8 protein-coding genes and 1 riboswitch are annotated in these 12,662 nt (G+C 72.6%); of the genes, 3 read left to right on the plus strand and 5 right to left on the minus strand.

The features are described 5' to 3' along the window. Positions 1-68 precede the first annotated feature (68 nt). The 3 genes from ABEA15_RS17175 to ABEA15_RS17185 all read right to left on the minus strand — a co-directional run bounded on the left by ABEA15_RS17175 (position 69) and on the right by ABEA15_RS17185 (position 4,315). Complete coding sequence (locus ABEA15_RS17175) at positions 69-1,565, minus strand: polysaccharide deacetylase family protein (RefSeq protein ID WP_345557530.1); 1,497 nt, start codon at positions 1,563-1,565, stop codon at positions 69-71. Positions 1,566-1,881: 316 nt separating this feature from the next. Then, a complete protein-coding gene (locus tag ABEA15_RS17180; protein ID WP_345557532.1) occupies positions 1,882-2,493 on the minus strand; it encodes a DUF6461 domain-containing protein in 612 nt (203 codons plus the stop codon). A gap of 307 nt (positions 2,494-2,800) precedes the next feature. Continuing rightward, positions 2,801-4,315: a polysaccharide deacetylase family protein gene (locus ABEA15_RS17185; RefSeq protein WP_345557534.1), complete on the minus strand. Its 1,515-nt coding sequence runs from the start codon at positions 4,313-4,315 to the stop codon at positions 2,801-2,803. A 400-nt stretch (positions 4,316-4,715) separates the two neighbouring features. Continuing rightward, positions 4,716-4,938, plus strand: a riboswitch (cobalamin riboswitch). Positions 4,939-5,094: 156 nt separating this feature from the next. Between ABEA15_RS17185 and metE the strand changes: the two genes are divergently transcribed. Then, positions 5,095-7,368: a 5-methyltetrahydropteroyltriglutamate--homocysteine S-methyltransferase gene (gene metE / locus ABEA15_RS17190; RefSeq protein ID WP_345557611.1), complete on the plus strand. Its 2,274-nt coding sequence runs from the start codon at positions 5,095-5,097 to the stop codon at positions 7,366-7,368. A gap of 209 nt (positions 7,369-7,577) precedes the next feature. Here metE and ABEA15_RS17195 read toward each other — a convergent pair whose 3' ends face one another. Further along, positions 7,578-8,717: a DUF3558 domain-containing protein gene (locus tag ABEA15_RS17195; protein WP_344145341.1), complete on the minus strand. Its 1,140-nt coding sequence runs from the start codon at positions 8,715-8,717 to the stop codon at positions 7,578-7,580. 559 nt (positions 8,718-9,276) lie between these two features. On the opposite strand from ABEA15_RS17195, the gene ABEA15_RS17200 reads away from it, so the two are divergent. Beyond that, entirely contained in the window at positions 9,277-9,447 is a 171-nt protein-coding gene (locus ABEA15_RS17200) for a hypothetical protein (RefSeq protein ID WP_344145339.1), read from the plus strand. 68 nt (positions 9,448-9,515) lie between these two features. Here ABEA15_RS17200 and ABEA15_RS17205 read toward each other — a convergent pair whose 3' ends face one another. Next, positions 9,516-10,532, minus strand: coding sequence for a coiled-coil domain-containing protein (locus ABEA15_RS17205; protein WP_344145337.1), 1,017 nt, complete (start codon positions 10,530-10,532; stop codon positions 9,516-9,518). 587 nt (positions 10,533-11,119) lie between these two features. Between ABEA15_RS17205 and ABEA15_RS17210 the strand changes: the two genes are divergently transcribed. Further along, entirely contained in the window at positions 11,120-12,412 is a 1,293-nt protein-coding gene (locus ABEA15_RS17210) for an extracellular solute-binding protein (protein ID WP_344145335.1), read from the plus strand. Positions 12,413-12,662 lie beyond the last annotated feature (250 nt).

Below are 12,662 nucleotides of genomic sequence, written 5' to 3' on the forward strand. Positions count from 1 at the left end.
CCGCCCGTGCCGTGCGCGGTGCTCCCTCCGTGTGTCCGCCGGCGGCGCCCGCGCACGGGCGCCGCGCGTCAGATCGGGCAGCCGTCCAGGAGGATGCACTCCTCGTTGGCCACCGGGTCCCTCGTGTAGTACGGCCGGCCGGCCTCGGTGTCGCCGAGCAGGTCGGGGACCGTCACCGCGGCCCAGCCCTGCGACTCGAAGTGGTCCAGGATCTTCGGCAGGGCCTCGACGGTGGTCCGCTCGGTGTCGTGCAGCAGCACCAGGCCGCCGGGCGGGGTCGCGGCGACGTTGGCGGCGATCTCCTCGGCGCTGATCCCGGTCCAGTCCTCGGAGTCGGTGTCCCAGACGATCTGCGCCTGGCCGTGCTCCTTCGCCACCTCGCCGACGGCCTCGCCGGTGTCGCCGTACGGCGGGCGCAGCAGGTCCACCCGCACCCCGGCCTCGCGGCGGATCAGCGCGTCCACGGTGTCCAGCTCGGCGTCCAGCTCTCCGCGGGACAAGTCGGTGAACCGCTCGTGGGTCTCGCCGTGGCTGCCGATCGCGTGGCCCGCCGCCCAGGTGCGGCCCGCGAGCGCGGGCCGGTTGCGGATCGCGTTGCCCGACAGGAAGAAGGTGGCCGCGGCGCCGCGGCGGTCGAGCAGGTCCAGGACCTCGCCGGTGTGCGGGCTGGGGCCGTCGTCGAAGGTCAGGGCGACACACACGGTCTCGACGCCGCAGTCGTGGTCCTCGCGGGGCGGGACCGCCCCGGGTACCCCGGGGCCCGGGGGAGGCGGCTCGTCCGGCGGCGGGTCCTGGGGCGGGGAGTCCACGGAGAACGCGCGGGGATCGGTCCGCGTGGCGGCCAACACCCGATCGCCCAGCTCCGACAGCAGCGGGCGGGCGTCGGCGGCGGCGACCACGGCGGCGACGCGGCCCTCGGCGACCGGCGCGACCCGCCCCGCGTCGAACTCCACGAGGAGGCCGCCGTCCGGGTTGAACCCGATGGAGTCGTAGAGCCGGAAGCCGGGGTGCAGGCGCCGCGGGTCGCCGGCGCCGTGCTCCAGCTCCTCGGCGACGAGCCCGTTCAGCTCGCGCAGCTCGGCGTCGCCGGCGAGCAGCTCCGTGGAGTAGGCGGTGCGTCCGGTGCGCACGTCGTAGTAGTAGGTGGAGTAGGCGTCGTGGCGGCCGCGGTGGTCGACCTCGGTGCGGACCATGCGGACACCGACCAGCCCCTTGGCAGCCGCGGTCAGCGTCCAGCCGACCTCCATCCGCTCGGCCTCGTCATAGGCGTTGCGGAAGTCCGCGGCCTCGCGGTCGGCGATCGCCGCCAGGCGGCCGGTGAGCGGCTCGGCACCGGGGATCTCGGGGACCGACCCGCGGAGGTCGAAGCCGCCGGATTCGTCCTCGACGCTGCGCTCGCTGAGGCCGGGCACGTTCTCGGCCGCGAACGACGTGAACGCGGTCGGCGGCGGAACGGGCGGTGCGAGCGCGTTGCATCCGGTCGCCGCGGCGAGCGCGGCCGCCAGGACGAGCACCCGGCCGCGCGCCGGGGCGCTCGGAGCGGAGGCCGCGGGAGATGGGGACATGCGCCGGAGGGTTCCTTCCACGTGGCCGACAGCGCCGCTCCGGGCCGGGGCGGCGGGTCGCCTCATCCGGACCCCGTCGGCGTCCATGCAAGAAACGTAGGACACCCGGTGCCGCCGAAGAAGCAGCGTCGCTGTATGTGACCACAACAGGTCAGCGGCCTGCGCAGGACAACGCACTTCCGTCCTCGGGCGTCGCCCCGCCGGCGGTCCGGCGCGGCGGCGGGCACCCCTGCGCGCGGGGGACGGACCGCCCGCCGGCCTCGGAGGGGCCGCCGCGTCCTCGCGCCGGGCCCCGTCGGTGTCGGGGCGGGGAGGTTCAGCGGGGCGTCAGGGGCAGAGCGGAGTCCAGTTCGGCGCCCAGCAGGGGGCCGGCGAGGTGGGAGGAGCGGATGCGCACGCCGGTCACCCGGTCGGCCAGCGCCAGCACCGCGGCTGCGGGCTCGGTCTCGGCGACCGTGCCCCCCAGGCCCACGGCGCCCATCTGGGCCTCCAGGGAGTCGGGGCGGGTGCCGCGGCGCACCCGCGGCGTGCGGGCGTCGAAGAAGGTCTGCAGCACGCCGTCGATGACCCAGCGGAACTCGTAGCGGTGGCCCATCAGCACGCGCACGGAGACCAGCTCGGTCTCGGCCGAGAGCGCGCGGTAGCACTCGGGCCGGGTGGCCCGGCAGCCGGTGGGCTCGATGATCACCGTCCAGCCGCCCACCGACAGCGCGTGCACGGTCATCGGCGGGCGGTCGTCGGCGCAGCAGAGCGCGGCCTCGACGGCCTCGGCGATGGGCAGGCAGCGCATGTCGCGCTCGGCCACTCCGAGCCGCCCCAGAGCGGCGGCCTTACCGAGTCCTCGGACGTAGGAGAGGCAGTACGCTTCGGCGAGGTCCGGCTGAGTCTCCCGCAACCAGGCATAGTCGCGGGCCAACGCAACGGCCATCGGAATTCCCTTCACGTCCACGGGGCACGCTGTGGTGGCTGCTCACATCGTCGGGAACGACCGCCCTCATCCTTCGCGTTCCCCAGGGAGCCCCGCTCAAGCGGGCCGGTAGAGGACACGTCGGCGCGGTTCGGCGGTCCCTGCGCGGGTACCCGGGTATCCGGCGGGGTCCGTCCCAGTGCCACGGCGCCCCAGCCTACGCGCGCACGCGGGGTGCCCCGCACTGGGGACACCCCGCGTGGTGTCGCCGCTCATCCGCGGTCGGCCAACCCTCCGCTTCGGCGAAAGCCCGGGTCACGGCCTCGCGTCAGTTCGACGGGCTCGCCGAGGCCGACGGTTCGGGCTTGGTCGGGTGGCCGTCGATGTACTTCTTTCCGGGGTCGGTCTCGCCGAGCAGTTGCGACACCGTGACCATGGTGTAACCCTTCTTGTCCAACCGCTTGAGGATCTCGGGTACGGCGTCGATCGTCGAGCCGTGGATGTCGTGCATCAGCACGATCGACCCGGGCCGGGCGCGCTCGACGGCGCGGTCGCTGACCAGATCCGCATCGTGGTCGCGCCAGTCGTTGGTGTCGATGCTCCACAGGATCTGCGCCTGGCCGAGCTCCGCGGTGACGTCGGCGACCCCCTCGTCGGTGGCGCCGTAGGGCGGGCGCATCAGGTCCATGCTGTAGCCGGTCTGGCGCCGGACGAGCCCGTTGACCGTCGCCAGCTCGTCGTCGATCTCGCCCTTGCCCAGCGACGTGAGGTCCGGGTGGTGCACCGTGTGGTTGGCCAGCTCGTGTCCCTCGGCGTACTCGCGGCGGACCGTGTCGGGGAACTCGCGCACGGGCACGCCGGTGACGAAGAACGTCGCCTTTGCGTCGTACTTCGCCAGTGCGTCAAGCAGCTCCGGCGTGCGCCCTCCCGGACCGTCGTCGAAGGTCAGAGCGATGCACTTGGAGTCGGGATCGTCGCAGTCGACCTCGTCGGGGTCCGTGGCGAACGTCCCCGGGACGCTGCCCTCGGGCGGGCTGTCCTTGGGGGCGCTCGCGGCGTTCTCGATCTCGAACCCGGGCGTGACCACCACGGCCGCCTCGCGGGCCCGCTCGCCGAACGAGGACAGCAGCGGCGCCGCCTTCTTGCGGGGCACGACGGCGCGGACCCGGCCCTTCTTCGCCGGGGCGATCTGACCCTCGTCGAACTCCACCACGAGGCCGCCGTCGGGGTTGAACCCCACGGAGTCGTACATCTCTGCGATGGGGTGCAGCTTCGAAACGTCGACCCCGTCGCGGTCTTTCAGCCGCTTCTTGACCAGCCCGTCGAGCTCCTCCAGGCTGCCCTGGCCGTCCAGCAGCTCGGTGGAGTAGGCGGTGCGGCCGGACTCGGTGTTGTACCAGTAGGTGGAGTAGCCGGTGCGCTCGCCGTCGCCGTCCTTCTCGTGCTGGGTGAGGCGGACCGCCAGGACGTTGCCGCCCGCGGCGCTCACCTGCCAGTCGACGGTGTAGGACTTCGCGCCCCGCTCGGCGCTCGCGAAGTCCCGCGCCTCCTGCGCGGTGATCTCGCCGAGCCGCTCGGTGAACGGGCCGGCCTTGGGCACGCGCGGGTAGGACACGTGCGTCTCCACACCGCCGTCGAGGGTCTTGGTGGAGGTCTGCTCCTCCAGGCCGGGGATGTGCTCCGTGTCGACGGCGGTCAGCTCGTCCGGTGCGCCCGTGGCGGGCGTGGCCCGAGGCGAGGCCGACGCCGAGGCGTCCGACGCCGCCGGGTCCGCATCGCCGCCCGTGCAGGCGGTCAGCGCCAGAAGCAGCGCCAGAGCCGCCGCGCCGGGTGCCGTACGCACGGTTGCTGATCGGGGACGGGGCGTGACGGTGCCTGGCCGTGACCCCGGATGCGAGCCGACTGGCTGGTGCTTCAACTGGTGCGCGTCCTTCACGGTTCTGGAGTCGGGTGCCGGTGAATGTGTCGCCCTGGGAATCCGCGCGGGTTCCGCGAATGACATATCGATTCGGACACGGTCCATCGGTCGAGGGTAATCTCCGCAGGGGCGAATTAGGCGACAGAAGACGTCATGTTGCAGCCAACAACCGCACAAGGTTGGCAAAGCCCGCCGCAGCGGATCGGTCTCGCGTTCCGTCGGAGCGGTTCGGGGCGGCGGCGGCCACCAGGCCTCGTCCGGTGGCTGTGCGGGCCCGGGAACGCTGTGTGGGGAGGCGTCCACGGGCGGCCGTGACTGCCTGGACTATAGTTGCAGCCGCGGTCGGTACACGCACGTTGCGCCGTGCGTGTCGCAAGAGGGAACCCGGTGCGAATCCGGGACTGCCCCGCAGCGGTAAGTGGGAACGAAAGCCGTCATCGGCACTGGGCGTACGCGCCTGGGAAGCGGCGGCCGGTAGGAGGAGCGGCCCGAACGGGGGCCGTGCCGCGCCCACGAGTCCGAATACCTGCCACCGCCCGCGGGCGAACGCGCCCGCGGTGGTCCGTGCGCCTCGAGGGAGGGCCAGGGCGGTGACGCGTGTGCGCTCGCACACCCTCTCCCGCGGCCGCGGATCGTCCGGCTGATCGACGAGGGAGAGAACAAGCCATGCGAGAAGGCCACACGTCCGCGGGCGGTGCCGCATGATGCCCACGACCGTCCACGGATACCCGCGCATCGGCGGCGACCGGGAGCTCAAGCGCGCCTGCGAGTCCTACTGGGACGGCCGCTCCAGCGCCGCCGACCTGGACGCTGTCGCCGCACGCCTGCGCCGAGGAGTCTGGGAGTCGCTGCGCGACGCCGGGATCGGCGCGATCCCCTCCAACACGTTCTCCTACTACGACCACGTCCTCGACGCCGCGGTCCTGTTCGGGCTGGTGCCCGAGCGCTTCCGGGCGGCGTTCGAGGCCGCCGAGGACCGCGAGTCCGAGCTCGCCGCCTACTTCGCCATGGCGCGCGGGACCGGCGACCTCCCGCCCATGGAGATGACCAAGTGGTTCGACACGAACTACCACTACCTGGTCCCCGAGCTGTCGCCCGCGACGCGGCCGCGCCTGGCGGGCGGCAAGCCGCTGTCGGAGTACACCCAGGCCAAGGGGCTGGGCGTGCCGACCCGGCCGGTGCTCGTGGGGCCGCTGACGCTGCTCATGCTGGCCAAGCCCGCCGCGGACGCCCCTGAGGGCTGGCGGCCCCTGGACCTGCTCGACGACCTGCTGGGGTGCTACTCCGAGCTGCTCGCCCGGTTGTCGGCCGTGGGCGCCGAGTCGGTGCAGATCGACGAGCCGATCCTGGCGAGCGACGAGGGCCGCGCCGAGCTTGCGTGCCTGGAGTACGCCTACGGCCGCCTGGGCGACCAGGCCGGGCGGCCCGACCTGCTGGTCTCCACCTACTTCGGCGCGATCGGCGCGCAGGCGCTGGAGGTGCTCAAGGGCACCGGTGTCGAGCGGATCGGCCTGGACTTCGTCAGCGGCCCCGAAGGGGTCGGCGAGCTGGCGCGGGTCTCCGGCCTGGGTGACAAGACACTGGTCGCGGGTGTCGTCGACGGGCGCAACGTCTGGCGCGCCGACCTGCCCGCCAAGCTGTCCACACTGGGCTCGGTCCTGGGGCTCGCCGGCCGGGTGGAGGTGAGCACCTCGTGCTCCCTGCTGCACGTGCCGATCGACCTGGACGCCGAGCCCGGCATGGACCCGGCGGTGCGCGAGCGGCTCGCGTTCGCCAAGCAGAAGGTCGACGAGGTGGTGCTGCTCGGCCGCGCGCTCTCCGAGGGGGACGAGGCCGTCACGGCGGAGCTGAAGGCCGCCCGCGGCGCCCCGCCCGCGTCCTTCACCAACTCCCGCGTGCGCGCCCGGTTGCAGGCGCTGGGCGGCGAGACCAGCCGGGTGGGGGACGAGCAGCGCACGGTCGCCGGCAAGGAGCCCGTGCTGGCGACGACCACCATCGGCTCCTTCCCGCAGACGCCCGAGGTCCGCAAGGCCCGCGCCGACCACCGGGCTGGGCGCATCGGCGGAGCGGAGTACGAGCGCCTGATGCGTGCGGAGATCGACCGCGTCATCAAGCTCCAGGAGGACATCGGCCTGGACGTGCTCGTGCACGGCGAGCCCGAGCGCAACGACATGGTGCAGTACTTCGCCGAGCAGCTCGACGGCTATGCCACCACCGCCAACGGCTGGGTCCAGTCCTACGGGTCGCGGTGCGTGCGCCCGCCGGTCCTCTACGGCGACGTGTCGCGCCCCGAGCCGATGACCGTCGACTGGATCACCTACGCCCAGTCCCGCACCGCCCGGCCGGTCAAGGGCATGCTCACCGGCCCGGTGACCATGCTGGCGTGGTCGTTCGTGCGCGACGACCAGCCGCTGGGCGACACCGCCCGGCAGGTGGCGCTGGCCCTGCGCGACGAGATCGCCGACCTGGAGAAGGAGGGCATCCGCCACATCCAGGTCGACGAGGCCGCGCTGCGCGAGCTGCTGCCGCTGCGTGAGGAGGCGCGTGCCGGCTACCTGGCCTGGGCCGTCGACTCCTTCCGGCTGGCGACCTCGGGCGTGGCCGCGAGCACCCGGATCCACACGCACATGTGCTACTCGGAGTTCGGCAGGATCGTCGGGGCGATCGAGGCGCTGGACGCCGACGTCACCAGTGTGGAGGCCGCCCGCTCGCACATGGAGCTCGTCGGCGACCTCGCCGCGAAGGGGTACCGCCGGGCGATCGGCCCGGGTGTCTACGACATCCACTCCCCGCGGGTGCCCTCGGTTCCGGAGATCGAGGAGTCGCTGCGCAGCGCGCTGAGCGCGCTCTCGCCGGAGCAGCTGTGGGTCAACCCCGACTGCGGACTGAAGACCCGCGGGTACGCGGAGGTCGAGCCGGCGCTGCGCAACATGGTCGAGGCGGCGCGGCGGGTCCGCGCCGAGCTGGGGCGTGCTTGACGGGCCGCTGAGGTAGGGCGGCCGTAGGCGGGCCGGGGCGCCGCCCCGGCCCGCGACCGCGCACTCGGCGGCCGCAGGAACCGGGCACGCGGGCACACGAACCCGCGGGCACACGAACCCGCGGGCACACGGGCACGCGGACACACGAAGGGGGTGCGGCCCGCGGGCCGCACCCCCTTGCTCGGCTCGCGCGCAGTGCGCGGCGGCCGTCAGCCTCCGATGGGGCTGAGCGACTCCTCGCCGAGGTCGTGCATCAGGCTCTCGACGTCGGAGAACTCCAGCGGCGCCGGAGTGTCCTCGTCGGCGGAGAGGCCGGGGGAGAGGGAGTAGCGCACCTCGACGTTCATGTTGCCCTGGCGGATCAGCATGGTGGAGACCGAGTCCTGGGTGCTCAGCACGACCTCGGTGGAGAACACCAGCACGGCCTCGTCACCCAGGTCCGCCTCCTCCTCGTTGTGGACCTCCAGCTCGCTGTAGCTGTTGCTCTCGTCGGTGGCGTAGTCCAGGTTGGACTGGAACTCCTCCTTGGCGCCCTCGATCGAGTCGGAGCCGCCGTAGGGGGTCTGGTAGGTGAGCGAGAGCCCGCCGTAGGTCTCGCCCTCGCCGTCGACGTACCAGTTGCACGACGAGGAGGAGTCGGTGAGGTTCTTGCTGCCGTCCTGGATGCCGTGCTCGGCGAGCATGTCCGCCGGGATCGCGGAGCAGGGGTCCTCGGGCAGCGCGTAGGGCGGACCGCCGGCCTGCTGGGTGTCGTCCCCGGTGTCGCCGCTCGGGTCCTCGTCCGGGGGCTGGGTGGTCTCGTCCGGCGTGTGGGTGGGGTCGGTGACGGGGGGCTGCTCGCCGGGGGTGCGCAGCAGCACCACCAGCACGGCGATCACCAGTACGACGATCACCGCGCCGCCGCCGATGACGATGAACAGGCCGGCCTTGCTCTTCTTGGGCGGCGGGTAGCCGCCGCCGGGGTCCATCGGCCCGCCCGGCCCACCCGGCCCGCCGGGGCCGTAGGGCGGCTGGCCGCCGGCGAACATCTGCTGCTCGGCCGGCTGCTGGAACTGCGGCCCGCCGGGAGGGCCCTGGGGGGCGTAGCCGCCGGGAGGGCCGTAGCCGGGCTGGCCGCCCGAGGGATCGTTGTAGGGGTCGCCGTAGGGACCGCCCTGGGGCTGCTGGGGGTACGGCTGCTGCGGCGCCTGGTAAGGCCCGCTGCCGTAGGGCTGCCCGGGAGGGGGAGGAGGCGCACCCTGGTCGGGTCCGGGCTGGCCGTAGCCGCCGTAGGGCGGCTGCTGCCCGCCCGAGCCGCCCTCGCCTTCCGGATACTGCGGAGGCTGTGTGTAGGGCCCGTTGTCGCTCATGACTCCCCTCGCGCCAGCTGAATTCGAAACGCTGTCTGAGACGCGCGTCGGCGTGCTTCCGGTTCCACCACCCCTGCGGCCGCCCTCGGTCGCCGTGGGCGGGCCGCGGGGGGACGCGCGTGCTCCCGGACCGGTTCCGGGCGCAGGTGTGACCGCGCCGAAGGCACGGGTCGTTCACGGCCCCCGGCCGCGTCGCGGCCGACCGTGCCCGCGGGTGGAGGTTCGCGGACCGGGGCCGGGGTTCGCATCCTAGCGTCCGAGTGTGCACGCGAGAGTGACGGGGGAGGGCCGAACCTGCGGATATCGTCACCGTTTCGTGCCAGGACCGTACTCTTTCGTGTCCTGGGCAGCGAGGTTTGCGGTACCCGGTAGGCGGTGCCGCAACCGGGGCCGGAACCGGACGCGCCCGCGGGGACCGTGCCGCGGCGGCGGATCGTTGCCCGATCGCAACGGCGGAGGGAGTACGGGACCTGGCGGCGGACTACGGTGGAAACCGCTTCCTCTCATCCGTCCGGGACAGCCCCCGGTCCGCGCGGCCGCAGGGGCGGGAAGGCCCCCATTGCCATCGTCGGACTCCGGCGGCCCCGCGCCGCCCTCCAAGCAGCGGCGCCGAAGCGGCTACGGGCCCTTCGCCTGGACCGTCTTCGTCCTGGCGATCGTCTCGGTCCTGGCCCTGCTCGGCGGCTGCGTGTCGGTCCTCTACGGCCCGCTGGTCACAGGCGGCACCTGAGCGCCGGGACCCGTCGACGGGGACCGGGCCGCCGCTCGGGAAGCGGCGGCCCGAGCGTCGGAACGGCCTTAGAACATCGAGATGTGCACGTGGTCGTAGTGGTTCTCGGTGATGCTGCCGCGGTCCTCCATGGGGCGCCAGCCCTCGCCGCCGCGGCGGATGTCCCAGATCTCCTGGCGGTAGATGACGTACATGATCCCCAGCCGATCGGCGTTCTTCTGCGCCCAGTCGGCGATCCGCTGGCCGCGCTCCACCTGCTCGGGTGAGGGCATCTGCCCGTTGGCGTCGACCATGAAGTCGCAGGCGCGGCCCTTGGGGTGCTCGCCCACGACCCACCCGCCGTCGGGCCGGTAGCAGCCCACTCCGCCGGTGCCGGGGCTCTCGCCGAACTTCTCGATGACCAGCCTGCGCATCTGCTCGGTGCGCGGGGTGATGTTGTAGGGCCCCTGCATCTCCTGGACGGGGTAGTCGGCGATCATCTTCTGCACGTCGGCGCGCCGGTCCTCCAGCTCGTCGAGGTCCTTCTCGACCTCGTCGACCTTCTCCTCGGCGTTCTGCTGCGCCTTCTCGTCGCGTTCGATGGCCTGTTCGAGCTGGTCCACCTTGTCCTGGTTGGTCGCCGAGAGGTGGCCCACGAGCTGGGCCTGGTCGATGATGGCCTGCGGGTCGTCCTCGACGAACATGGCCAGGGCGGGGTCGAGGCCGCCGCCGGTGTAGCTGGCGACCGCCAGCTGGCGCACCTGCTTCTGAGCGTCCCCGACCTCTTCGCGGGTGCTGTCGGCGCGCTCCTCGGCGGCCTGGGCCTCCTCGATCACCGCGTTCATGTCGTTCAGCTCACCGCGGTACTCGTCGCTCAGGCTGTCGGCGCGGTCGCGGAGCTCGGACAGGCTCGGGTCGGCGGGCAGTGGCGCGGCGCTGGACGGCAGGGAGACCAGCGAGCACGCCGCCAGCACCGCGGCGGCCAGGGCCGCGGCCGTGCCGCGGCGGCCGGCTCCGGGCGGGTCGTCGAGGTCGCGCGGGCACGGGGGATCAGGCGCCCAGAAGTCGGCGAAGTCGTTCGCTCGGTCGGGTCGTTCGGACTCCACGTGGGTCGCTCTCCTCGGCTGGCGCGCCCGCCGGACGGGGAGGCGCGCTCTCGATCGGATGCGCGGTGCGACTCGGCGCGGCCGCGTAGGCGGATCAAGGGCGCGCCGAGCGCCTGCGAACAGGCCGGTGTTTAACTTGTCGCAGGCTAGGGCAACTATCTAGGTTTGCCAATCGATGGCCCGCCTGAGGGGCGCCTTTGATTCTACGGAGGCTCCGGGGGCGGGCGGGGCGGGCGCGCCGGAACGGATCCGGGCCGGTGGGAGCCGTGGAGGGAGCCCGCGTCCCGGCGCCGGGCGCCGGGACGCCGTGCGTCGCGGCCGGGTGCGGCCGAGCGGGACCTTCTTCGCCCGTCCAGCCGATTCCCAGGTCAACCGTGGGTCACCAGTGTGTTCGGACGGTGTGTCCGAACGCGCCCCGCGGTGCTGAAGGGGGTCGTGGGACGTCATCACGGTAACGGTTGGGTTTCGTCGAGGGGTCCGGGCATTGACTGCGCGAGTGTGACCCGATTCTCTTATGGGAGCGCTCCCAAGAGGGGGTACGGGGACGCGGTCAGATTGGAATCCTCGTGTGACGTAAGGGGTCGCAGATGTTTAAGCGTAGGCGCGGTGCCAATGTGGCCACCGCGATGCTGGGCGGCGGAGCACTGCTCCTCGCCACCGCATGCGGTGGCGGAGGAAGCGCCGGCGACGGCGGTGAGATCGAACTCGTCCTGGACACCTTCGGCGTCATGGGCTACGACGCGCGGATCAAGGCGTTCGAGGAGGAGCACCCCAACGTCACGGTCAAGGAGCGCAACGTCACCGACCTGGCGAACTACACCCCGCAGCTGCAGCAGAACATCGCAGCCGGCAGCGGCGCGGGCGACGTGGTGGCCATCGAAGAGGCCAACGTCGCGCAGTTCTTCGCCCAGCCCGACCAGTTCGTCGACCTGAACGACCACGGCGGCGCCGAGCTGGAGGACGACTTCCTGGCGTGGAAGTGGGACCAGGGCCACGGTGCCGATGGGCAGCTGCTGGGACTGGGCACCGACATCGGCTCCATGGGCATGTGCTACAACGTGCCCCTCTTCGACGAGGCGGGCCTGCCGACCGAGCCGGACAAGGTCAGCGAGCTGTGGCCGACCTGGGACGACTTCACCTCCACCGGTGAGGAGTTCATGGACGGCGACACCGGGGCCTCCTTCGTCTCCTCCATCCAGCCCTACTACCGGGCGGTGCTCGCCCAGTACGGCGGAGAGCCCTTCCAGAACCGCCAGGGCGATCTGGTCATCGAGCAGACCGACAGCACCCGCGAGGCCTACGACACGGTGACCGCGATGGCCGACGCCGGCCTTTCGGGCAGCCTGCCGATCTGGTCCGAGGAGTGGAACGCCGGCATCCAGAACAACTCCTTCGCCACGCTGCCCTGCCCCTCGTGGATGCTCGGCCACATCGAGTCGACCGCGGGCGACGAGGGCAACGGCCAGTGGAACGTCGCCGAGGTCCCCGGCGAGGGCGGCAACTGGGGCGGCTCGTTCCTCTCGGTCCCCTCGCAGGGTGAGAACCAGGAGATGGCCGTCGAGCTGGCCAAGTTCCTGACCAGCCCCGAGGGCCAGCTGAGCGCCTGGGAGGAGGCCAACGTGCTGCCCTCCAGCCCGCAGGCGCTGGAGGACCCGAAGATCACCGAGTTCACGCGCCCCTACTTCAACGACGCGCCCGTGGGCGAGATCTACAGCTCCACCGCGATGGAGCTGAAGCCCGTCTACTACGGCCCCGACACCCAGGCCATCGACGACGCGTTCCGCGCCGCACTGGAGTCCGTCGAGCAGGGGCAGGCCTCGCCTGACGAGGGCTGGAACGCGGCTCTGGAGGAAGCCAAGCGCGCCACCGGCGAAGGCTGACCCTTCCCGCCCGGCGGCCCGGCCTCTCCCCTCCGGCGGTGACGTTGCGTCCACGCCCGTCACCGCCAGGCCGGGCCGCCTTTCACGCTGGCATGACCCGCTCGGGCACGACCTGCCCGCCTCAGCAGCCCTGGACGCCTCCAGGGCGATTCGAAAGGAGTGCGACGTGACCTCCCTGCAGCACGGCGCCCCGCCGTCACCCTCCCCGGGGTCGCCGGACGGTGCCGGTCCCCGCCCTCCCGGTCCACGG

The sequence above is a fragment of the Streptomonospora halophila genome (genome assembly GCF_039542725.1).
In the GTDB taxonomy this organism is placed as follows: domain Bacteria; phylum Actinomycetota; class Actinomycetes; order Streptosporangiales; family Streptosporangiaceae; genus Streptomonospora; species Streptomonospora halophila.